Consider the following 22,939-nt stretch of genomic DNA (forward strand, 5'->3'; position numbering starts at 1 on the left):
GGGCGGCCGCCCGCCGTTCACGGGGCGAGCGTGACCTCCGCCAGCTCGAGCCAGGGGGTCCGTTCCCCCTCCCGGGCCGTCTCGGCGTACCGCGCGTCGCCGAGGCGGTCGCGTGCCTCCCGCTCCACGCGGGCCGCTTCCGGGTGGGAGCGGTCGAGCAGGCCGCGTACCGCCGCGCTCGCCGCGAGCAGCCGCGCGGCCTGGCCGGGGTCGCCGCGGCGCAGCGCCAGGTCCGCGACCCCGACGAGCACCTGCGCGACGACCAGCGGCTGACCGGCCTCCGCGGCCGCCGCGCAGGCCGCCGCGCGGTGCCCGCGGGCCTCCTCCGGGTCCTCGGCGAGGTAGCCCAGCAGGTCGTGCGTGCCCGCGCGGACGCCGGCCCGCTCCGCCTCGTCGCCCCACAGGGCCGCCGCGACCGCGAGCTGGCGGCGCGCCTCGGCGCCGTCCCCGTCCGCACGGGCCAGTTCCGCCTTCACCAGCGCCAGGTCGATCAGCGCGTCCGGCCAGGTGACGCCCCGGGCGTGCCGTTCGGCCTCGGCGAGGGCGGCCGCGCAGGCGTCACCGTCGCCCAGCAGCCGGTACAGCCGCGCCTGGCGCGACCGCATCCGGATCGCGTCCTCGGTCGCGCCGACCTCGGTGACCGCCGCGATCGCCTCCTCGTAGTGCGCGCAGGCCGCCGCGAACGCGCCGCGCGCGGCGACCAGGTCCGCCCGTTCGCTCAGCGCGAGCGACAGGCCGTAGCGCTCGCCGAGGGCGCGGAACGCGGCGGCCGCGCCCTCCAGGTGTGCCTCCGCCTCGGGCCCGCCCCGGCCGAGCGCCACCCGCATCTTGCCCAAGTGCCAGCGGCCCAGCGCGCGCACCCAGGGGTCCTCGTCGTCGAGCAGCGGCTCGAACGCGGCCAGCGCCGCGTGCGGTTCACGCAGCAGGCGCTCCAGGGGGGTGATCAGGCGGAGCAGCGGATAGCGGCTCCCGCTGTTGCTGCTGTCGCTGCGGCCCCCGCCGCGGGCGAGCCGGTACGCCTCGTGGATCCAGCGCTCGGCGTGGTGCTCGTCGCCCCGGCCGCCGCTGACGAACAGCACGACCAGCGCGTACGTCATGGCCCTGACCTCGTCGTCCGCCGGGCCCGGCGCGGTGGCGGCCGCGGTGAGCAGCTCGACGCCCTCGGCCTTGTGGCCGCTGAGCCACCAGTACCAGCCCGCGCCGGCCGCGAGCCGCATCGCCTCCTGGGACTCACCGGCCGCCAGGGCGCCGCGCAGGGCGGCTGCGATGTCGTCGTGCCCGGCCGACAACCGGGCCAGCCAGGCGAGTTGGCCGGCGCGGCGCAGGTGCGGCTCCGCGGTCTCGGCGAGTTCGGTGAAGTGGGCCAGGTGGGCGCGGCGCGTGCGCTCCGCCTCGCCCGCCTCGGCGAGCCGGTGCCCGGCGTACTCCTTGATCGTGCCGAGCATCCGGTAGCGGGGGGCCGCGTCGCCCTCGGCGGTCAGCAGGGACTTCTCGGTGAGCGCGGTGAGCAGTTCCAGCACCTGGTCCGCCGCCACCGGGCCGCCCGCGCAGACCTGTTCCGCCGCGTCCAGGGCGGCCGGGCCGGCGAACACCGACAGCCTGCGCAGGACCGCCCGCTCGGCGTCGTCCAGCAGCTCCCAGCTCCAGTCGACCACCGCGCGCAGCGTCCGGTGCCGGGGCAGCGCGGTGCGGCTGCCGCCGGTCAGCAGGCGGAACCGGTCGTCGAGGCGACTCGCCAGCTGCTCCGGGGACATCGTGCGCAGCCGGGCCGCGGCCAGTTCGATCGCCAGCGGCATGCCGTCCAGCGCCCGGCAGATCCGGGCCAGCGCCGCGCGCGTGCCGGCGTCGGCGGTGAGGTCCCGGCGCACCGCCCCGGCGCGGTCGCGCAGCAGCCGTACCGCCGGGGAGGCGTCGACGGCGTCCGGGTCGCCGCCGTCCGGGCCGTCCGGGTCCTCCGGGGGCAGGGTCAGCGGCTCGGCCTGCCACAGGGCCTCGCCGGTGATGCCGAGCGGTTCGCGGCTCGTCGCGAGGATGCGCAGCCGGCGGCACTCGCCGAGCAGCCGGTGGGCGAAGCGTGCGGCGGCCTCGACGACGTGCTCGCAGTTGTCGAGGACCAGCAGCGCCTCGCGGTCGCGGACCGCGGCGACCAGGCGGTCCAGCGGCTCCGCGTGCGGGGGGCCGCCGAGCAGGGCGTCGCGCAGACCGAGGCCGGTGAGCGCGGCCCGGGCCACGTCGCCGTCCGTCGCGGTGGGGGCGGTCGCGGCGAGCTCCACCAGCCAGGCGCCGTCGGGCAGTCCGTCGAGCAGGGTCCGCGCGGTCTCCGTGGCCAGCCGGGTCTTGCCCGAGCCGCCCGGACCGATCACGGTGGTGAGCCGGTGCCCGGCGACGAGCGCGCGGACGGCGGCCAGGTCGTCGTCCCGGCCGACGAAGCTGGTGAGTTCGGCGCGGAGGTTGGTGCGGGGGAGGTCGCGGGGGGTGGGCTGCTCCGGGTGCCGTGCGGACGGGTGCCGGGGTATGGACCCGCCCCGGTGTGCGCGCCCGGGCTCCTCGGGCCGTGCCGCCAGCTCGCCCCGCAGCAGGGCGACGTGCAGCGCGGCCAGCTGCGGCGACGGGTCGGCGCCCAGGGTGTCGGCCAGGGCCTCCCGGGCCCGCTGGTACACCAGCAGGGCCTCGTTGTCCCGGCCGGCCGCGGCGAGGGCGCGCACCAGGGCGGCGACGAGGCGTTCGCGCACCGGGTGCGCGGCCACCAGGTCGGTCAGTTCGGGAACCAGTTCCGCGCCGTGGCCGAGGGCGAGCTCGGCGTCGTAGCGCTCCTCCTGGGCGGCCAGGCGCAGCGCGTCCAGCCGCACGGCCGCGGCGTCGCACGCCTCGCTGTCCCGCAGCCCGACGTCCTGGAGGGCCGTGCCCCGCCACAGGTCGAGCGCCTCGCGCAGCAGCCGTACGCGCGCGTGGGCGTCGTCGCCGGGGGAGCGGGCGGCGCCGAGGAGACGTTCGAAGCGGACGGCGTCGACGGCCTCGGGGTCCACCACCAGCCGGTAGCCGTCGGGCCGCCCCTCGACGAGCCCGTCCGGCAGCAGCTTGCGCAACCGGGACACCAGCCGTTGCAGGGCGTTCACCGCGTCGGCGGGCGGCCGCTCGCCCCAGATCCAGTCGACCAGCGCGCCCTTGGCGACCACCTGCCCCGGCCGCAGCGCGAGCGCGACGAGCAGCCCCCGCAGCCGGGCCCCCGGCACCTCGACCGCCCCACCCGCGGACCCGCGCACCACCAACGGCCCGAGCACCCCGATCAACACCCGCAGATTCTGACACGCCGCGGTCCGGCGACCCGAGCGGAAGGAGGTGCCCCGAGACGCACGCACGCCCGCCGCGCCCTGGCTAGCATGGTCGTCACAGCAGGTCAGAGGGGCGTCCGCGAAGCCCGGAGGAGACCGCGTCATGACCGAGCAGACGATCTACCGACATTTGCGGGAACTGCGTTCCCACTTCACGCCGCCGCGGGGCTTCACCCACCCAGAGATCAGCGACGGGACCCTCGTCATGACGATGAGTCCGCATCCGCGTCACCAGCTCACGGCGGTGGACACAAGGGATCAGCTCACCGCGCAGCTGCCCGGCGGGCTGATCGTCGCCGAGGCGACCGACACGGACGACGAGTCGCTCGGCACGCTGCGGATCCCCGACGTCCTGGTGGTCCCCCGGGCGGCGATGGAGACGGACGATCCCCTGGACCCCCGTGAGATCGTCCTGGCCATCGAGATCGTGTCCCCGTCGAACCCTGACAACGACTACCGGGACAAGTCCTCCGACTACCCCGCCATGGGCATCCCCCACTACCTGATCCTCGACCCCCGTGACGGGACGTGGACCTACCAGTGGGGCATCGACACCTGCGGCGGCCGGCCCGCGTACGGCAACCGGCTCCGCAAGCAGCCCTACGGGACCCCCCTCGCGGTCGTCACGGACATCGGGACGTGGAAGCTCGACACCGGGGCGCTGCCGCGCTATTCGCGGAAGGACATGATGCTGCCCCCCGCGCCCGCCCCCGACCCCGATGCCGGCCCCGACACCGGTGCCGGGGGCTGATGCCGGGCCGGCTGGGGTGTTGCTCTCGCCGGGACCGCGTTCGCGGCCGTGACGAGGGTGGCCACCGCGATCACCGCCGCGGCGACGCCGCGGGCGAGACGGGTGGGCGGGTGTTCGTGGCGGGGGGTGGCGCGGTCGAGCACGACTACCTCGCAACGTCGGCGGCTCCGGATGGTCAGGCCGGAGATGACCAATCGGGCGACAGGCGGGGGTGAAGCCCTGTATTAAGCATGGTTAAGTCGTCGTTTAACCTAGGGGCAGTCCAACCCCAACGGCAAGGGCGTCACTGCGAGTTGGGGAGCGGGACATGGCCGAGCGGGACGAACCGGGCGTCATCGGCCGCCGCGTGCAGAAGCTGCGCGTGGACAAGGGCCTCACCCAGCGGCAACTGGCCGAGCCCACCTACACCCCCGCCTACGTCTCCACCCTGGAGGCCGGCCGCGTGCGCCCCTCCGACGACGCGCTGCGGCACATCGCCGGCCGCCTCGGCGTCGACTTCGAGGAACTGGCCACCGGCCGCCCCGCCCACCTCGGCACCGACCTGCGCCTACGCCTCACCGAGGCCCAGCGCGCCCTGGCCACCGGCGCCGCCGAGGACGCCGCCCGCCAGTACGCCGAGCTGCTCGCCGAGGCCGAGCGGCACGGGCTCGTCGAGGAACAGGCCACCGCCCTGCTCGGCCTCGGCGAGTGCGGCATCGACACCGGCGACCTCACCACCGCCCGCGCCCACTTCGAGCGCGCCGAGGCCCGCCTGGCCGACGCCCCCCTGCCCGCCCGCGTCCCCGCCCTGCGCGGCCGCGCCGTCACCCATTACCTCGCCGGTGAACTCCGCTACGCCGTCTACCTGCTGGAGTCCACCCTCGACGAACTCAACCGCGGCGGCCTGCACGACCCCGACGCCCTGCTCCTGCTGTACGCCTCCGCCATCGGCCCGTACATGGACATGGGCGCCCACGCCCGCGCCGCCCAGGCCGCCGAACTCGCCCTCGCCCTCGCCCCGCAGGTCGGCGACCCCGCCCTCGTCGCCCGGATGCACCGCTCCGTCGCCCGCACCCTCCTCGCCGAGGGCCGCATCGCCGAGGCCGACGCCTCCCTGGCCAAGGCGAGCGAGCTCTACCGCCAGCTCCAGCTCCGCACCGAACTCGCCAACTGCCACTGGATGCGCGGCTACGTCTGCGCCCAGAACGGCGACCTCGCCCGCGCCGAGGACGAGTTGCGCCAGGCCCAGAGCATGCTCGACGCCCAGCGCGCCGCCCTCTACAGCAGCCAGGTCGCCGTCGAACTCGCCGACGTGCTGCACCGGCGCGGCACGTCCGACGAGGCCGCCGCCCTGCTGCACCGGGTCCTCGGCGACCTGTCCTCCGAGCGCGGCGCGGTCCACTCCGCCGCCGCGCACCGGCTGCTCGGCATCATCGCGGAGGACGCCCGCGACACCGAGGCCGCCGAGGAGCACTACGTCCGCGCCCTCAGCCTGCTGGAACGGGCCGGTGCCGCCGGCGACCTCGCCGACCTGTGCCGCCTGCTCGGCGACCTGCTGCGCCGCACCGGCCGCACCGAGGCCGCCCTCGACGCCTACCGAACGGGCCTGGGCCACCGCACGGCCCCCGGCACCACCACCCTCGGCCCGGCCCCGGCCCAGCCGCCCCTGTGACACACCGGGGGACACCCCGACCGACACGTACCGGGCGCGGGGCCCGACGTTCGCGCGCGTGACCTGCGGGTCCCCATCGGAGGGTCGTTTCTGCCGCACATCGGACGGGTACCCAGGCGCGTACCGGACGGAGGTGAGGGCCGTGTCCGATCGGGACCGGGTCGCCCAGGTGCTCGCCGAGGAGGTGCGCGGGGCGGACCCGGCCGAGACGCCCGGACGGCTGTGCCACGCCGCGGTGCGGCTGCTGCCGGTGACCGGCGCGAGCGTGTCGCTGTGCGCCGAGGGGATGCCCGTGCCGCTCAGCGCGAGCAGCCCGCGCGTGGAGTACCTCATGGAAGTGCAGGCCACCCTCGGCGACGGGCCCTGCCTCACCGCCGCGGCGACCGGCGCCCCGGTGTTCGCCTGGGACCTCGAGGCCGATCGCGACGCGCTGCGCTGGCCGGTGTTCGCCCAGCATGCGGCCGCCGCCGGGATCCGCGCCGTGTACGCGCTGCCGCTGGGCCACCGCGCCGTGTGCGTCGGCACGCTCGACCTCTACCGCGAGGCCCCCGGCACCCTCGACGTCACCGACCTGGACGCGGCCCGCATCGTGGCCGACGAGATGACCCGGGCGCTGATGGCCCTGACGCGGCCCGCGCAGGGCGGCCGCCGCGACGAGGACACCTGGCTGCACGCCCTGATCGCCCACCACGACGAGGTGTACCAGGCCGTCGGCATGGTGATGGCCCAGCTCGGCGTCGCCGCCGACGAGGCCCTGGCCCGCCTGCGCGCCCGCGCCTTCGCCCAGGACCGCACGGTCATGGACATGGCCCACGAGGTGGTGGGCCTGCGCCAGGGCTTCGACGCGGGCTAGACCTCCGGACGCGCTCGCGTCAGACCTGGGCCCGGCCCTGCTTGCGGACGTCCGCCAGGCGCAGCGCGCCGACCTGGACGGCGGCCTGGGTGGCCTCGTTCGCCACGTCGCCCAGGCCGCCGTTGGTCAGGGCGAAGGAGTCCTCGCCGACGCGCACGGCGGCCACGTCCAGCGTGAGCACGGTCGGCTCGCCGGTCGGCGGCTGCGCCCGGAGGACCACCCGCAGGCCCTGGCGCGCGTCCCCGACCTCCGGCAGCGGCGCGTCGAAGACCTGCACGTCCTGGGTGACGTCCTGACCGGCCCGGGCCGAGAACCGGGCGCAGTCCCGCGGCATCGTCGCCAGCCAGGCCAGCGCGCGGTCCGCGTCCTGCGGGGTGCGGCCGCCGATCTGGTAGCGCAGCTGGGCGCCGGTGTCGGCGTCGTCCAGGCCGACGGCCGCGCGGGGCGGGCCGCCGAGGAGCTCGTCGGTGTAGAGCACGTCCAGCAGGCGCTGGCACGGGCCGGCCGCGGTCGACTTCAGCATGCCGTCCCGCCAGGTGGCCGCGCCGCGCGTCGCGGACCAGGGCGCGCCCAGGTCGGACTCGGTGATGAGCGCGGCCTGCGCCTGCGCCTCGGTGAGCGCCGCGCCGTCGCCCGACGTGCGCGCCTTGGGCGAGGCCACGGCCGAGGGGGAGGCGATGGTCGGCAGGGACCGGGGCGCGGTCGGCGGATGCTCCAGCCCGAGGCTCGCGCAGCCGGTGGCGCCGAGCAGTCCCACGGCGAGCAGGAGGACACGGGCGGGAGCGACGGTCATCGGGTGCCTCCTGGGCGGGCGGGCCGTGGGGGTGCGGGGACCTCCGGTCGGGATGTCCCGGGGATACCTCCCTCACGGCACCACCAGCCGCACCACCCGACCAGCGCGTGGGCCCGTACGGGTGACCCAGGTTGCTGCGGGCGGGTGCCCGGCCGGGGCCTGCCGGCCGGCTCAGGGGGCAGGGCACGCCTGCCGGCCGGCTCAGGGGGCAGGGCTCGAGTCGGCTGCGTTCGGCGCTCGGCCACCGCCGGGTCGGCCGCGTCCGCCGGGTCAGCCGCCCCGGCGCTCAGCCGTCCGCCGCGCAGTGCCCCAGCAGGCCCGCGACCTCCGCGTCCACCACCCGGTAGCGCACCACGCGGCCCTCCTTCTCGCCGGCCACCACGCCCGCCGCCCGCAGCAGGCGCAGCGCCTGGGACACGGCCGGGTCGTTCATGCCGGTGGCGACGGCGAGGTCGGACACGGCCAGCGGGCCGGTCCGGTGCAGGGCGAGCAGCAGCGCCAGCCGTTTGGGGTCGGCGAGCAGGGCGAAGCGGTCGGCCCAGGCGCGGACACGACCGGCGTCACCGATCGCGGCGATGGCGTCGCACACCCGGTGACCGTCGATGGTGCGGCGGTCGGCACGGTCGGCCGGTACGAGATGCATGGGGGCATCCTCGCAGGCGCCCGTATGTGATCTTGCATACCTGCGTAGCTGTGCAGCTATGCAGGGGAGGGTGCGGCCCCCTACGGTGGGCGGGCCGTGGTGCTCGGGAAGCCGGTGGAACACCGGCGCGGCCCTCGCCACTGTGATCGGGGAGTCCCCGTTCCGTCCGGCACCCGCCGGGCCACTGGTCGTACGACCGGGAAGGCAGGAACGGCGGACGCACCAGCCCCGTAAGCCAGGAGACCGGCCACGGCAGCTCACGAAGTGATCCACGAGGTGCTGGAGCGTGAATTCATGACCGATGCCGTCTCCTTCCGCTGGCGACGCGAGGACACCGTACGGACCGCAGGGCTGATGGCGGTGATCGCCGCCCTGCACGTGGTGGCGTTCGGCATCCTGTTCCTGCTGGTCGTGCCGGCCCACTACGAGGTCGGCGACAAGGCGTTCGGGATCGGCCTGGGCATCACCGCGTACACGCTCGGCATGCGGCACGCCTTCGACGCCGACCACATCGCCGCGATCGACAACACCACGCGCAAGCTGATGGCGGACGGCAAGCGGCCGGTGTCCGTGGGCTTCTGGTTCGCGCTCGGCCACTCCAGCGTGGTGGTGCTGATGGCCGGTCTGGTCGCGGGCGGCGCCGCCCTCGCGGGCGTCCTGATGAACGACGACTCGCGCACCCACCAGGTCCTCGGCGTCGTCGGCACGACCGTCTCGGGGACGTTCCTCTACCTGATCGCCGCGCTCAACCTGGTGGCCCTGCTGGGCATCCTGAAGGTGTTCCGGGCGATGCGGGCCGGCGAGTACGACGAGCGCGCGCTCGAACAGCACCTGGACTCCCGGGGGTTCATGAACCGCATCCTCGGCCGCCTCACCAAGTCCATCAGCCGCCCCGGCCAGATGTTCCCGCTCGGCTTCGTCTTCGGCCTGGGCTTCGACACGGCCACCGAGATCACCCTGATGGTGATGGCCGGCTCGGGCGCGGCGGCGGGGCTGCCCTGGTACGCGGTGCTGTGCCTGCCGCTGCTGTTCGCGGCCGGGATGAGCCTGTTCGACACGCTCGACGGCACGTTCATGAACTTCGCCTACCAGTGGGCGTTCTCCAACCCGGTGCGCAAGGTGTTCTACAACCTCACCATCACCGGGCTGTCCATCGCCGTCGCCTTCGTCATCGGCACCATCGAACTGGTGGGCGTCCTGCACGAGAAGCTCGACCTGACCGACGCGGTCACCACCTGGATCGCCGACATCGACCTCGACCACGTCGGCTACCTCATCGTGGGCCTGTTCCTGGTCGTGTGGGCGGCGGCGGTGGCGTACTGGAAGCTCGCCAAGGTCGAACAGCGCTGGACGCCGCGCCCGGCGGACACGGCCTGAGCGCCGGGCCGCGAGTGCTGGGCCGCGAGTGCCGCTACGGGCCCTCCACCGTCGCCAGGTACAGCTTCACGTAGCGGTCCACGTCGACGTCCAGGGCCACGTCCACCAGGGCCGGGGTGCGCGACTCGCCGTGGATCTCGGACTCGCCGGGGCGGGGGCGGCGGTCCACGACCGTCTGGCCGCGGGTCGGGCCGGGGGCCAGGGAGACCTCCACCGGGAGCAGCCCGGTGGTGATGCCCTGCGGGTCCGCCACCGCGCAGACCGCGCCCGCGTCGCCCAGGCCGCCCGCGTCGTCCTCCGCGGCGGGGGAGGCCGGACGGTGCGCGAGGAGGTCGCCGGCCAGCCGGGCGCCGGGTTCCGCACTCGCGCGCAGCCGCCGTACGTCCGCGCCGGGCACCACGACCCGGGTGAACACGTCCAGGCCGTACATCGTGATCGGCACCCCGGCCGTGAGCAGCACCGCGGCCGCCTCCGGGTCGTGCCAGACGTTGAACTCGGCGACGGGCGTGGCGTTCCCGGTGGTCACCGCACCGCCCATGAAGACGATCCGCCCGATGTTGCGGACCACCTCGGGGTGGGTGCGCAGCAGCAGCGCGATGTTCGTCAGCGGGGCCGTGGGGACCAGGGTGACCGGGCGGGGGCTGGACAGGATCGCGTGGCGCAGCAGCGTCACCGCGTCCGTGTCGGCCGCCCGGCGGGTCGGCGCGGGCAGGCCCAGGTCGCCCATGCCGTCGCTGCCGTGCACGTGCCGGGCCACCCGCACCGGTTCGATCAGCGGCCGCTCGGCGCCGCGCGCGACCGGGACCTGCGGGGCGCCGGCCTGCTCCAGCACGGTCAGCGTGTTGCGGACGACGCCGTCGACGTCGGTGTTCCCGGCGACACAGGTCACCGCCCGCAGGTCCAGCCCCGGGTGCCGGACGGCGAACAGCAGCGCGAGGGCGTCGTCGACCCCCGTGTCGCAGTCGATGACCACCGGAATGGGCTCCGCACCGTCCATGGCGCCACGCTCCTTCAGCTCACCTCCGAGCGTAGGCGCCGGGGGCGGCCCCCACCGGCCGAGCCCGCGGCCCGGCCGAGTGGTTCGTGCCTCCCCGACGGCTCACGCGTCCCCGTCCCACAGGGCGGTCCCCCGCGCCGCCGCGCGGTGCACCGCTCGGGTGAGCAGTGCGGCGGTCGGCAGCGGGCCCGGGCGCCGGCCGTCGCGCAGGCGCAGGGACGCCTGGTCCGCCTCGGCCTCGCGGGCGCCGATCACCGCCTGGTACGGGACCAGCCGGGCCGCCCGGACGCGGGCGCCCAGGGTGCCCTGGTCCGCCGGGCTCAGCTCCGCCCGCAGGCCGGCCGCCCCGGCCCGCCGGACCAGCTCGCGGGCCGCGTCCTCCTGCGCCCGTGACACCGGCAGCACGACCAGCTGGACGGGCGCCAGCCACACCGGGAACGCCCCGCCGTGCCGCTCGATCAGGTGCGCCACCGCGCGCTCCACGCTGCCGAGGACACTGCGGTGCACCATCACCGGCCGGTGCCTCGCGCCGTCGGCGCCCACGTAGTGCAGGTCGAAGCGCTCCGGCTGGTGGAAGTCGACCTGCACGGTCGACAGGGTGCTCTCCCGGCCGGCCGGGTCCTCGATCTGCACGTCGATCTTCGGGCCGTAGAACGCGGCCTCCCCCTCGGCCTCGTCGAAGGCCACACCCGCCCGCTCCAGCACCTCCCGCAGGAGCGCGGTCGCCCGGCGCCACAGGGCCGGGTCGGCGACGTACTTGCCGCCCGCACCCGGCAGCGACAGCCGGTACCGCGCGGCGCGGATGCCGAGGTCGGCGTAGGCGCGGCCGATCAGCTCCAGGGCGGCGCGGGCCTCCTCGACGGCCTGGTCGAGGGTGCAGAAGACGTGCGCGTCGTTGAGCTGGATCGCCCGCACCCGGGTCAGCCCGCCCAGCACGCCGGACCGCTCCGCCCGGTACATGCCGCCCAGCTCGGCGATGCGCAGCGGGAGTTCGCGGTGGCTGCGGGACCGGGAGCGGTAGATCAGCGCGTGGTGGGGGCAGAGGCTGGGCCGCAGGACGATCTCCTCCGGGCCGCCGCTCGCGCTGCTGTCCGAGCCGTCGTCCGGGCCCCCGCCGCCGGGCCGCATCGGCGGGAACATGTCGTCACGGTAGTGGTCCCAGTGCCCGGAGGTCTCGTACAGCTCGCGCTTGCCGAGCACCGGCGAGTACACGTGCCGGTAGCCCGCCTCCCGCTCGACGGCGCGGACGTACTCCTCCAGCTCGTGCCGGACGACCGCCCCGGCGGGCAGCCAGTACGGCAGGCCCGCGCCCATCAGCGGGTCGGTGTCGAACAGCTCCAGCTCACGGCCGAGGCGGCGGTGGTCGTGCATGGGGTGCTCCTCCTGCTGGGGAAGGGGCGAGTCCCCGGCACGGCGAAGCCCCGGGGCACTCGCCCCGGGGCTTCGGACGTCGAATCCGCGCGTCAGCGCGCCGCCGGGACCTTCTCCGGCGTCGTCGTGGAGGACGAGTGCGCTCGCTGCATGCGGCCACCGTAACGCGGGGGGCGGGGAGGGACCACCGGTTAACCGGCGGGCCGCCGCGCCCGGGGGGTTCACCTTCCCGGCGAGCTGGACACCCTTTCCCCGTGACCGATCTCTCCACGAGGAACCCCGACTGGTGGCGCCAGTCCGTCGTCTACCAGGTGTACCCGCGCAGCTTCGCCGACGCCGACGGGGACGGCCTGGGCGACCTGCGGGGCGTCACCGAACGCCTGGCCCACCTCGCCGCGCTCGGCGTGGACGCGCTGTGGCTCAGCCCCTTCTACCCCTCCGAGCTCGCCGACGGCGGCTACGACGTCATCGACCACCGGGACGTCGACCCGCGCCTGGGCGGCCTCGACGACTTCGACGCGCTCACCGCCGAGGCGCACCGGCTCGGGCTCAAGGTCGTCGTCGACCTGGTCCCCAACCACACCTCGCACCGCCACGTCTGGTTCCAGGAGGCCCTGGCCGCCGGGCCCGGCTCGGCGGCCAGGGCGCGGTACGTGTTCCGCGACGGGCGCGGCGCGCACGGCGAACTCCCGCCCAGCGACTGGCAGTCCGTGTTCGGCGGCAGCGCCTGGCAGCGGGTGCCGGACGGACAGTGGTACCTGCACCTGTTCGCCGCCGAGCAGCCCGACCTCGACTGGTCGAACGACGAGGTCCGCGAGGACTTCCGCACCACGCTGCGGTTCTGGTCGGACCGGGGCGTGGACGGCTTCCGCGTAGACGTGGCGCACGCGCTCGTGAAGGACCTCGGCGAGCCGCTGCGCGACCTCGGCTCGCTGCCCGCCACCGGCGAGGAGGCCCTGCCCCTGGTCCCGCCCGGCACGCACCCCTACTGGGACCGGGACGAGGTGCACGCCGTCTACCGCGACTGGCGCCGCGTCCTCGACTCCTACGACCCCCCGCGCACCGCGGTCGCGGAGGCGTGGGTGCCCGTCGAACGGCGCGCGCTGTACGCCCGCCCGGACGAACTCGGCCAGGCGTTCAACTTCGAGTACCTCCAGGCCCCGTGGGACGCGGAGGCGCTGCGCGCGGTCATCACCGGGTCGCTGCGCAGCGCGCGCGAGGCCGGGGCGTCGGCCACCTGGGTGCTGTCCAACCACGACGTCGTGCGGCACGCGTCCCGGCTCATGCTGCCGCCCGGCACCGACGAGAACACCTGGCTGCTGTCCAACGGCCATGCCCCGCGCGTCGATCCGGGGGCCGGGCTGCGGCGGGCGCGGGCGGCGACCCTGCTGATGCTGGCGCTGCCCGGGTCCGCGTACCTCTACCAGGGCGAGGAACTGGGCCTGCCCGAGGTCGCCGACCTGCCGGTGGAGGTGCTCCAGGACCCGGTGTGGGAGCAGACGGGGCACGTGCGCAAGGGCCGGGACGGCTGCCGGGTGCCGCTGCCGTGGACGACGGACGGCCCGTCGTACGGCTTCGGCGCGGGTGGGGCGTGGCTGCCGCAGCCGTCGTCCTTCGCGGCGTACGCCGTCCAGGCCCAGGACAGGGTGGAGGGTTCCACCCTGGAGCTGTACCGCAGGGCGCTGCGGCTGCGGCGCAAGCTGCTGCAGGGCGAGGAGCTGACCTGGGCGCCGGACGCGCCGGACGCGGTGCTGTCCTTCGCGCGTTCCGAGGGCTGGCGGTGCGTGACCAACCTCGGCGCCGACGCCGTACGCCTGCCGGCGGGCGAGGTGCTGCTGGCCAGCACCCCGCTGGACGACGAGGGCGTCCTGCCGCCGGACACCACGGTCTGGCTGGCATAGCCCGTGGTGCCGGGGCTCACCCCACCGTCGGGGCGGGGGCGGGGGCGGGGCCGCCGGCGAGGCGGTCGATGTCCACCGGGGTGGACGTCGCGGTCGGCGGCGGGGTGAGCACGATGGGGGGCTGACCGGCGGCCGGGGGCGGCGGGGTCAGGTCGGACTTGGGCAGCTTCGGCGGCGTGGTCTGCTGGAAGAGGGTCTGGTCGAAGTCGACCAGGCCGGTCTGCTCCATCACCGTGATGTGGTCCAGGACCGTGTCGTTGGCCTGGTCGGCGAGCGCGCGGACCAGCGAGTTCTTGGTGGTGGAGCGGATCTTCGCGACGGTGTTGAAGATCGAGCCGTGCGTCATCCGCAGGATGTTGGCGAAGTCCTTGTCGAACTGCTGGCCCTTGCCGTCGGAGGCGAGCTGGTTGACGAAGCCGACCTGCTGCGGGCTGGCGATGTTGGGCAGGGTGATGTTCAGCATCGGCGCGATCTTGCGGCAGGTGGTGTCCAGCGCCGAGTGCCCGTCGATGAGGTGCTGGCTGGCCGTGATGACGCCCTTGCTGGTGCCCTTCTGCACGCCCATCTGCCCCACCGGGTACTCCCACAGCCCGGCCGCCCGCACCTTCACCACGAAGTCCCGGTCGGACTCGGTCAGCGGCCCCCACTGGGTGTTGGCGATGATCCGGTCCGGCGCGCTGGACACGGTGCTGATCCCGAGCATCGACGGATAGGCGAGTGCGACGAGGGTGACGCTCAGGGCTCCCCCCACAAACAGAGTCCCCAGGGTGTTACGCGAAAGTCGCACCGTGCCTCCTGCCCGGCCGGGTTCATCGGACACCCACAGATACGCAGGAGAAGGCGAGTCGTCTCGACCGGATCCACAGTTTTCTGTCAGGGGTGGCTGAGGAGCGTATCCGCCCCGCGCCGGTTGGGGAGGCGTTGACCTGATCCTGGGGAGGTGTGGGGGTGCTCGGGGGTGAGTCGTGGGGGTGGGCGGTCCTAGGTTCGGGGCATGGCCCCGTCGTCCCCCGTGTTGCCCGTGCTGCCGTACCGGAAGCCGACCCCTGGTCGTGACTACTGGGTGCTGGACGACGTGTTGCCCGACCCCGGCGCGGTGCGCGAGCGGTGTCTCGCCAAGGACGACTGGGTGCGCGGGTACCCGTACACCTCGGAGAGCTGGCCCGGGCTGCGCAGCATGCCGGGGCTGGACGACCTGGAACTCGCCCGCGTCGAGCGGCTGGTGAGGAAGGCGACCGGGGCGAGCCGGCTCTGGGTGCAGCGGGCGTCCGGCGGAGGCACCCTCAACCACAACTGCGTGCAGGTCGTCGGCGCGGGCGAAAGCACGCCCCGGCCGCACACCGACTCGCGCGCCCTGTGCCGGTACGCGGCCGTGCTCTACCTCAACCCCGGCGCCCCGAAGGACTGCGGCACCAGCTTCTACCGGCAGTCGCTGCCCGGCGGGCGGCTCGGCGGCAACGTCGTGCAGGCCCCGCACACCAGCCTCGTCGACGCCCTCGGTACCCGCTTCGTCACCCCCGACGCCTTCGAGGAGGACGTCCGCGTCCCCCACCGCCCCAACCGCCTCCTCCTCTACCACGCCAACCTCGTGCACAGCGCGACCGGTTACTGCGGCACCACCCTGGAGGGCAAGCGCATGACCGCCGTCTTCTTCTGGATGGCGTGAGCGTCGTCGTGCCCGTGGGGGCCGGTGCGGCGTTGAGCACGCGTGCGAGGTCCTCTTCCGCTTTTCGCCCTGTGCCTGGTGCTGCTCGCCGGGGCTCTCGGCTGCGGAGTCCGTAGCCCGGGGCCGCCCCCTCCCGTCTCCGGCGCCCCGCCCGCCGTCGGTGCCTACCTCGGGTACGGGGGCGACGGAGCGCGGCGGACCGGGGGGTTCGGTGCCTGGGCGGGGGTGGCCGGCCCGCGGGTCGGGCGGGCCTACCTGCCCGGGGACCAGTGGCACGGCATCGAGGGCGCGTCCGGGGACCTGGAGCCGTGGGCGCGGTGGCGTGCGGCCCGCGAGGACCGGCTGTTCGTGCTGAACGTGCCGCTGCTGGAGCGCTCCGAGGACCACCTCCCCGACGCCGCCGTCCGCACCGAACTGCGCGCCGGGGCGCGCGGCGCCTACGACGGGCACTTCCGCGCCCTCGCCCGCCGGCTCGTGGATCTCGGTCTGGGCGACACCGAGCTCGTCCTCGGCTGGGAGATGAACGGCGTGACGTACACCCACCGCTGCGCCCCGGACCCGGCGGCCTGGACGACGTACTGGCGGCGCATCGTCGACGCGATGCGCTCCGTGCCCGGCCAGCGCTTCCGCTTCGAGTTCACGCCCACCCGCGGCCGCGACGCGATCCCCTGGCCGCGCTGCTACCCCGGCGACTCCCACGTCGACGTCATCGGCATGGACGCCTACGACGCCCCCCGCGGCCTGTCGTTCGCGGAGCAGCTGCGCGAGCCGTACGGCCTGTGGGACCACGTCCGGTTCGCCCGCGCGCACGGCAAGCCGTTCGCGTACCCGGAGTGGGGCCTGTTCGAGAACGGTGACGACCCGGCGTACGTGCGCGGCATGCTGCTGTGGACGGTCGCCCAGCGGCCCCTCTACCAGACGATCACCGACTACTGCCCGCACGGCGTCTGGCGCTGCCGGGACAACCCGCGCTCGTCCGCCGTGTACCGCGCGCTGCTGCGCACGACCACGGCACCCTGAACGCCCCGCCCGCCCCCGCCCCCGCCCTCGGCCGATCGGAGGAACCCCGCGGCGCGTACGGGCCGTCGTGCCGCCGTACGCCCCCGTACGGCCCGACGATCCGACCATGCGACGAGTACTCCGCGCCCCGCTGACCCTCCTGCTCGTGGCGCTCGCCGCCTTTCCCGCGGCGGCCGCCCCCGCCGGGCACACCGCCACCCGGGTCGCCCGCGACGTCCGCGCCCACGAGGAGGCCCGCGCCCGCGTCGAGGAGCTGCGGGAGTCCGACGCCCCGCCCGGCGAGGTGCGCGACGCCGAACGGCACCGCAGGGACGTCCGCAGCCGCCTGTGGGACCTGCTGTGGGCGGTGGAGCACGCCCTCGCGGACCCGGTCGCCGTCGACCCCGCCGGCCGGGCCGGGCACTGCCCCTTCGGCCCGCGCAGCACCCCGGCCCAGGTCCAGGCCCCGGCCCCGTTCCCGGGCGAAGGCACCTCCTGGACCGTGCCCACCACGGGCTACCGGCTCACCGCCGGGTACGCCGAGCGCGGCCGCCGCTGGAAGCACCGGCACACCGGGCAGGACTTCGCGGTCGGCTCCGGCACCCCCGTGCGCGCGGTCGGCCCCGGCACGGTCCGCGTCACCACCTGCGGCGACGGCTTCGGCAACCAGGTGCTCGTCCGCCACCGCGACGGCTACTTCACCCAGTACGCCCACCTCTCGCGCATCGACGTCCGCAAGGGCCAGAAGGTGCGCGCCGGACAGCTCCTCGGCCTGTCCGGCGCCACCGGCAACGTCACCGGCCCGCACCTGCACTTCGAGGTGCGCATCACCCCGTACATCGGATCGGCGGTGCCGCCCCTGCCGTGGCTCGCCCGCAAGGGCGTGCACCCCGAGCAGTGAACTCCCCCTCAAGATCAAGAAGTCGGTAAGAGACTTACAACCATCCCTCCGGGCGGGCCGTCCAACTCCCGCCCGGTGCGGGTTGGCGCACCGGGTCCTCACCGTCCCCTGGGGGAAGTCATGAGTTCAGTCTCCGCCGGGCGCCTGCTGCGCCGCGGCTTGTGCGCCTCGGCCGCCGGCGCGCTGGTCGTCACCGGACTCGGCGGCGGGGTCGCCGTCGCCGACGAGGCACAGAGCGACCAGCTGTGGATCCAGGCGCCGTACGAGCAGGCGGTCCTCGTCGCCCCCGACGGCGGCACCGCGCCGTACCGTTCGCTGGCCCTCGGCCTCTACCACGACAACGGCACCTTCGCCGTGACCGACGGCCGGCTGACCGTCGACGTCTCCGGCCTGGCCGGGGTCGCCGAGGTCGAGTGGCCCGCCGCCTGCACGCCCGACGCCGCCGGCACGGTCGCCGTGTGCGACACCGGTGACGTGCCCACCCGCCCCGGCCCCCAGGTGGAGCTCAAGCTGCGCGGAGTGCCCGGCGCCGCAGCCGGCGCCCAGGGCACGATCGAGTACGCGGCCACCGCGACCGGCGGCCCCGACGGCACGCTGACCGCCCCGGAGGGCGCCGCGGAGACCTTCGTGACCCTCGGCTCGGGCCCCGACCTGGGCGTCCCCGCCCCGCAGGACGTCACCCACGCCACCCCGGGCACGACGCTCACCGCGCCGTTCGCGGTCACCAACACCGGCGACGAGACCGCCCACGGCTTCACCGTGCGCATGTCGACGTCGTACGGCCTGGACCTGCTCACGCAGTTCCCGCAGTGCACGGCCAAGGCCCCGGAGGGCGGCTGGTACATGAAGGAGGTGGACTGCACCTTCGACACGGACGTGGCACCGGGCGCGACCGTGCAACTGCCCGGGGACGTCCGGCTCGCCGTCAACGAGGCCGCGCTGTACGACCGTTTCGACATCGACGTCGAGCCGGGCGGCGGCGCCACCGACCTGTCCGGCGCGGACAACTACCGCGCCTGGAGCATCCAGGCCGACAACACCGCCGACTTCCGGGTGCGCGGCACCGAGGTGCGCGGGGCGGCCGGCACGACCGTCGACGCCACGTTCCGCTTCGTCAACCGCGGACCGGCCTGGGTTGCCCACGTGTTCTCCGGTGACGCGCCCGCGCTCGTCGACTTCACCGTCCCCGAGGGGACGACCGCGGTCGGCGTGCCCGACCTGTGCCGGCCGCAGTCGGCCGGCGCCACGCGCTACACCTGCTACCTGCCGTCCGCGGCCTACCCGGGCCTGAAGGCCGACTACACGTTCGAACTGCGCGTCGACCGGGTCGTCCCGGACGCGACCGGCACGGTCGTCGCCCACCCGGAGCGCGGCGCCTCGACCCCGTTCGTGTTCGACCCGAAGGCGCGGAACAACACGGCCCGGGTGGTCGTGAACCCGAGCGCCTGAGAACCGGGTCGAGGGCGGGGGCGAGCCGCGACGGACCCGCCCCCGCCCGTTTCCCTACGGCGCGTCGACGAGGTCGTACGGCGGGACCTGCACCGTGCGGGCGCCGGGCGTCCCGCCGAGGACCACCTTGCGCAGGGAGACGTTGTTCTTCAGGTCCGTCTCCTGGAGGCGGTGGGCCGGGTTGGCCTTGACCTCGATGTAGTACGTGCCGTTCGGCAGGTCCGAGATGTCGAAGGACTGGCCGGGACGGTACTGGGTGTAGGTGTCACCGGAGCCGACGTCGAGCACCTCGCGCACCGAGATGGAGTTCTGCTGGCCGCAGGCGGTCGACAGGTCCGTGTTGTACGGGTGCCAGTTGGCGTTGCGCACCGTGTAGTCGATGGCGTCGGTGTTGGCGAGGCAGAACGCCTCCTTGCCGCTGCGCACCTGGCGGGTGCGGTCGGCGCTGAGCAGGCGGTAGCTGGCGAAGTCCGTGAAGTGCCAGTGCTCGTGGCCGATGCGCGGGTCCCACTCCATGGTGCCGGTGGGCGCGTAGCCGACCTGCTTGCCGTGGGCGTCGTAGAAGTACTGGTAGGCGTCCATCAGGTCGGCGCCCGGCTTGCGGAAGCCGTCCACGACGAGGGGGGCGGGGCCCGCGTTCCAGACGTTGGCGCTGAACGCCAGGTAGTCCTTGCCGGGTACGTCGCCGTCCTCGCCGTCGGTGACCGCGATGTCCCAGGCCGGCAGGGAGCGCAGGTCCGGCTTGGGCACGTTCGCGGGGACGCCCGCGCGGCCGGTGGGCCGCCGGCCGTCGGCCCTCAGCGCGGGGGCGACCCGCGAGCCGTCGGTGTGGCCGAGCCCGTCACCGAGGTGGTGCGCGAGCCCGCGGGCCTCCAGGGCGTGGGACAGGGCGCCCGGGGTGGGGGCGTCGGCGCCGCGCGGCCCGAAGTGGTGGCCCGCGTGACCCGCTCCCGTGGAGTGCTGGGAGTGCTGGGCGTGCGGGTCCGACGGGGCAGACGGGGCCGACGGGGACGCCGCGCGCTGCCCGGCCGTACCGCCGCCCGTGGTGCCTCCGCCCGAGGTGCCGCCGCCCGAGCCGCCGTCACCGGTCTGCCGGACGGTCACCTTGATGGTCGGGTGGTCGTCGGGGATGCCGAACAGGTCGCGGTACTTCTTGGCGACCGACACCTTGGCGGTGTACTCGCCGACGGGCAGGTCGACCGGCTTGTCGTAGTCGACGGTGCTGGAGTTGGCCGCCCAGCCCTTCTCGACACCCCACACCGAGCCCAGGGTGAACGGGTTGGTGGAGCAGCTCTCCGGGTAGTGCGAGGTGGCCGGGGCGTCCGGACGCAGGCGCCCGGAGGCGTTGTTGGGGCAGAAGGTGCCCTTGCTCCGCGTCACCTCCTGCCCGGCCGCGTTCTTCACGGACACCTCCAGGAAGCCCGGCAGCCCGGAGAAGTCCTTGACGAGCCCGGCGGGCAGCGTCCTGCTGGTGGTGCGCGTCCCGTTGCGCAGGATCTGCCGCGCCACCACCGGGTCCTTGTACGACCTGCGCGTCACGTTCAGTTCCAGTGGCGCGCCGTCCACCGTGACGTACGTGCCGAGGTCGAGGTAGATCCCGGGTTCCCCCTCCCACCGGTCGAGGGTCACGGCCTTCGACGCGGCGATCAGCTTGAGCTTCGGTGTCCCGGCCGGGCTCGCCGGCGCCGCACCGGCACCGGGGGCGGCCCCGGCGACGGTGACGACGGTGAGCACGGCCGCCGCGGCGAACGCCGCGCGCGTCAGGGCCTTGCGGTCTGGCTGACTGGTCATCGGTTCCTCGTCTGCGAGTGCCATGGTCAGTGGCATCGGACTGGACAGCCCACACCCCCGGCCGACCGAACGACGCACCCCAGGCGCCCCGGCCGCGACTGTGAACATCCTGTGAGAGGGACAAAGGGTGGGCGGGGGTTGCCTGTTGGGGCGGACGTTCACCGGGAGGGGTGGGTGCCGACTATGGTGATCCCGTGTGGGAAGTGTGTGCGGGGTCACACACGGGTGGTACGGCGGGCGGGCGGGGGGCCGTCGTCGTCCGTCGTCGGGCTGCTTGGGGGGCTTGTGTACGAGATGGTCAAGGGCGCCAACGTCGGGTTGGCGACGCTCAGCGACAACGTCGACGCGGTGTTCGTGAGCCTCGGGTGGGCGAGCCCCACCGGTGAGGGCGACGCGGACGTGTCCGTGCTGCTGCTCGACGGGAGCGGCAAGGTCCGCAGCGACGCGGACTTCTACTTCTACAACCACCCGGTCGCGGCCGACGGCAGCGTGCACCTGCTGGGCAAACAGCCCGCCGGGGAAGGCAGCGAGGACCGCATCGGCTTCGACCTGACCGCCGTCCCGGCCGGGATCGAGCGGGTGGTCATCGCCGCGAGCCGCTACGAGGGCGCCCGCTTCGGCGAACTCGAGGACCTGCGGGTGACGCTGGCCGACGGGTCCGGCGAGGAACTGCTGCGGTTCTCGATCGACGACGCCGGGTCGGTGAGCGCGTTCATCTTCGGCGAGCTGTACCGGCGCGGCGAGGAGTGGAAGTTCCGCGCGGTCGGCCAGGGCTACGACACCGGTCTGGCCGGGCTGGCGACGGACTTCGGGGTGGACATCGACGACGGCGCCGACGTTGCCGATGCCGCCGGCAACGTGGACGGCGTGGACGGCGTGGAGGCCGCTGACGCCGGTGGTGAGGCGGCTGTGGGCACCGGCGTCGAGAGCGCCGTCGAGGTGGCGTCGCCCTCGCCCGCGCCGCTCGTCCCGCAGGAGGACGGTGAGCCGCTGCCCGGCGTACCCGCTCCCCGGCGGCCCGAGGCGCAGGGTGAGCCGCGGGACGCCGTACGGGACGAGCCGCAGGGCGAGGCCGGGGGCGAGCCGCGCAGGGCCGCCCGGCCCCGCACCGCCCGGCGCAAGGTGACCCTGCCGAAGACGGCGCGCGCGTCCCTCGCGGAGAACGAGTCCTGGCGGCCGGCCCGGCTCTTCCCCGTCTCGGCGCTCAAGAGCGACCGCGACCGCGAGACGCGGGCCACGTCGGTCCTGCTGTCGGTGATGGCGCAGGTGCCGGAGTTCGGCCGGCGCCTCACGGCGGGATTCGGCGCCCCGGCCGGGCGGATGGAGACGTTCACCGAGGTGTCCCTGCCGCACGGCGACTCCCCGCGCCGGCCCGACGGCGTCCTCCGCGTCGAGCGGGCCGGCAAGCTCTGGACGGCGCTCGTCGAGACCAAGACCAACGGCAACGCGCTGCGCGCCGAACAGGTGCAGGCGTACATGGACATCGCCGCCCGCCGCGGCTACGAGGCCGTCGTCACCCTCTCCAACGACGTGGCCCTGGAGGGCAGTCCGCTGGTCGAGGTGAAGACCGACGGCCGCCGCAAGCACAAGGTGGCCCTGTGGCACCTGTCCTGGGCCGAGGTCGCGCACCAGGCGCAGATGCTGATCCGCCACGAGGGCGTCGGCAACAGCGCGCACGCCTGGCTGCTCCAGGAGCTGCTGCACTACCTCCAGCACGAGAACTCCGGGTGCCACGGCTTCCAGAACATGGGCGCCGCCTGGGTGCCCGTGCGCAAGGGCATCGACGACGAGACCCTGTGCCAGGGCGACCCGCGGGCCCTGGAGGTCGTCGAGAGCTGGGAGCGGCTGATCCGGCAGGTCTGCCTGGGACTCGGCGGCGAGCTCGGGCAGAAGGTGCTGCCGGTGCGGCGGGCCCGGCGCGGCACCGACCCCGGCGAGCGCCGCGCCCGGATGGCCGACGAGCTGTGCCGGGACGGGAGGCTGCACGCGGAGGTGCTGATCGAGGGCGCCCCGGGCGTCCTGACGGTCGCCGCCGACCTGCGCACCGGCAAGCTGCGCACCTCCCTCGAGGTCCCGGCGCCCGAGCAGGGCTACCCGCTCAACTGGGTCAAGCGGCTCGTGCGGCGGCTGGCCGAGGCACCGGCCGACCTGCACGTGGAGACCCTGGTCGAGGGCGACGGCGGCGGGCCGCGCGGCACCCTGGAGCGGCTGCGCCCCGAGCCGGCGGACCTGCTGCCGAAGAACGGTGCCCGGATCACCGGGTTCCGGCTGTCCCTCTTCAAGAACATGGGCAGCACCCGCGGCAACGCGGAGACCGGCTTCATCCGCAGCGTCGACGACGCCGTGCACCGGTTCCACGACGGTGTGGTGGTCCACCTGGACCGGCCCGCGGCGCGCAGGTCCACGGCCGCCGCGCCGGCGGTCGCGGCGGGCTGAGCGGGCCCGCCCCCTGGTCCGGTCCGGG

17 protein-coding genes and 1 riboswitch are annotated in these 22,939 nt (G+C 74.9%); of the genes, 10 read left to right on the forward strand and 7 right to left on the reverse strand.

The annotated features are described in order from the left end of the window. Positions 1–17: 17 nt before the first annotated feature. Entirely contained in the window at positions 18–3,293 is a 3,276-nt protein-coding gene (locus E4U91_RS18235; RefSeq protein WP_137307847.1) for an AfsR/SARP family transcriptional regulator, read from the reverse strand. Positions 3,294–3,435: 142 nt separating this feature from the next. Between E4U91_RS18235 and E4U91_RS18240 the strand changes: the two genes are divergently transcribed. From E4U91_RS18240 to E4U91_RS18255, 3 genes are all read left to right on the forward strand, one after another. After that, on the forward strand, positions 3,436–4,083 hold the full coding sequence (locus tag E4U91_RS18240) for a Uma2 family endonuclease (protein ID WP_137307848.1): 648 nt from the start codon (positions 3,436–3,438) through the stop codon (positions 4,081–4,083). A 307-nt stretch (positions 4,084–4,390) separates the two neighbouring features. Further along, positions 4,391–5,734, forward strand: coding sequence for a helix-turn-helix domain-containing protein (locus tag E4U91_RS18250; protein ID WP_137307850.1), 1,344 nt, complete (start codon positions 4,391–4,393; stop codon positions 5,732–5,734). A 142-nt stretch (positions 5,735–5,876) separates the two neighbouring features. After that, positions 5,877–6,587 carry a GAF and ANTAR domain-containing protein gene (locus E4U91_RS18255; protein ID WP_241678621.1) on the forward strand — a complete coding sequence of 237 codons (711 nt, stop codon included), beginning with the start codon at positions 5,877–5,879 and terminating at the stop codon, positions 6,585–6,587. Positions 6,588–6,606: 19 nt separating this feature from the next. Here the strand turns inward: E4U91_RS18255 and E4U91_RS18260 are convergent, their stop codons facing one another. Then, entirely contained in the window at positions 6,607–7,380 is a 774-nt protein-coding gene (locus tag E4U91_RS18260) for a hypothetical protein (RefSeq protein ID WP_137307852.1), read from the reverse strand. A gap of 286 nt (positions 7,381–7,666) precedes the next feature. Next, positions 7,667–8,023 (reverse strand): ArsR/SmtB family transcription factor, encoded by a 357-nt coding sequence (locus tag E4U91_RS18265; protein WP_137307853.1) that lies wholly within the window; start codon positions 8,021–8,023, stop codon positions 7,667–7,669. Between the two features lie 80 nt (positions 8,024–8,103). Beyond that, positions 8,104–8,289: riboswitch (cobalamin riboswitch) on the forward strand. A gap of 28 nt (positions 8,290–8,317) precedes the next feature. Here E4U91_RS18265 and nicT point away from each other — a divergent pair. Next, complete coding sequence (nicT, locus tag E4U91_RS18270) at positions 8,318–9,400, forward strand: Nickel transporter NicT (protein ID WP_174867819.1); 1,083 nt, start codon at positions 8,318–8,320, stop codon at positions 9,398–9,400. A 34-nt stretch (positions 9,401–9,434) separates the two neighbouring features. Here nicT and E4U91_RS18275 read toward each other — a convergent pair whose 3' ends face one another. Both E4U91_RS18275 and thrS read right to left on the reverse strand, forming a co-directional pair. Then, entirely contained in the window at positions 9,435–10,397 is a 963-nt protein-coding gene (locus E4U91_RS18275) for a nucleoside hydrolase (RefSeq protein WP_137307855.1), read from the reverse strand. Between the two features lie 102 nt (positions 10,398–10,499). Then, entirely contained in the window at positions 10,500–11,864 is a 1,365-nt protein-coding gene (gene thrS / locus E4U91_RS18280; protein WP_422070938.1) for a threonine--tRNA ligase, read from the reverse strand. 158 nt (positions 11,865–12,022) lie between these two features. Here thrS and E4U91_RS18285 point away from each other — a divergent pair, with 158 nt between their 5' ends. Continuing rightward, the gene (locus E4U91_RS18285; protein WP_137307857.1) at positions 12,023–13,669 is read left to right on the forward strand and encodes a glycoside hydrolase family 13 protein; all 1,647 of its coding nucleotides are present in this window, start codon (positions 12,023–12,025) and stop codon (positions 13,667–13,669) included. Positions 13,670–13,685: 16 nt separating this feature from the next. Here E4U91_RS18285 and E4U91_RS18290 read toward each other — a convergent pair whose 3' ends face one another. Beyond that, positions 13,686–14,420 carry a DUF4142 domain-containing protein gene (locus E4U91_RS18290; RefSeq protein ID WP_137307858.1) on the reverse strand — a complete coding sequence of 245 codons (735 nt, stop codon included), beginning with the start codon at positions 14,418–14,420 and terminating at the stop codon, positions 13,686–13,688. A 243-nt stretch (positions 14,421–14,663) separates the two neighbouring features. Between E4U91_RS18290 and E4U91_RS18295 the strand changes: the two genes are divergently transcribed. From E4U91_RS18295 to E4U91_RS18310, 4 genes are all read left to right on the forward strand, one after another. Further along, a complete protein-coding gene (locus E4U91_RS18295; protein ID WP_137307859.1) occupies positions 14,664–15,335 on the forward strand; it encodes a DUF6445 family protein in 672 nt (223 codons plus the stop codon). 42 nt (positions 15,336–15,377) lie between these two features. Then, positions 15,378–16,355 carry a glycoside hydrolase family 26 protein gene (locus E4U91_RS18300; protein WP_137307860.1) on the forward strand — a complete coding sequence of 326 codons (978 nt, stop codon included), beginning with the start codon at positions 15,378–15,380 and terminating at the stop codon, positions 16,353–16,355. Positions 16,356–16,461: 106 nt separating this feature from the next. Further along, on the forward strand, positions 16,462–17,235 hold the full coding sequence (locus E4U91_RS18305; RefSeq protein WP_137307861.1) for a M23 family metallopeptidase: 774 nt from the start codon (positions 16,462–16,464) through the stop codon (positions 17,233–17,235). Positions 17,236–17,355: 120 nt separating this feature from the next. Beyond that, on the forward strand, positions 17,356–18,684 hold the full coding sequence (locus tag E4U91_RS18310; protein WP_174867820.1) for a COG1361 family protein: 1,329 nt from the start codon (positions 17,356–17,358) through the stop codon (positions 18,682–18,684). 54 nt (positions 18,685–18,738) lie between these two features. Here the strand turns inward: E4U91_RS18310 and E4U91_RS18315 are convergent, their stop codons facing one another. Further along, complete coding sequence (locus tag E4U91_RS18315) at positions 18,739–20,475, reverse strand: lysyl oxidase family protein (protein WP_137307862.1); 1,737 nt, start codon at positions 20,473–20,475, stop codon at positions 18,739–18,741. Positions 20,476–20,769: 294 nt separating this feature from the next. Between E4U91_RS18315 and E4U91_RS18320 the strand changes: the two genes are divergently transcribed. Then, on the forward strand, positions 20,770–22,911 hold the full coding sequence (locus E4U91_RS18320) for a TerD family protein (RefSeq protein ID WP_174867935.1): 2,142 nt from the start codon (positions 20,770–20,772) through the stop codon (positions 22,909–22,911). The last annotated feature ends 28 nt before the right edge of the window (positions 22,912–22,939 follow it).

The organism is Streptomyces lasalocidi (assembly GCF_005280215.1).
Taxonomy (GTDB): domain Bacteria; phylum Actinomycetota; class Actinomycetes; order Streptomycetales; family Streptomycetaceae; genus Streptomyces; species Streptomyces longwoodensis.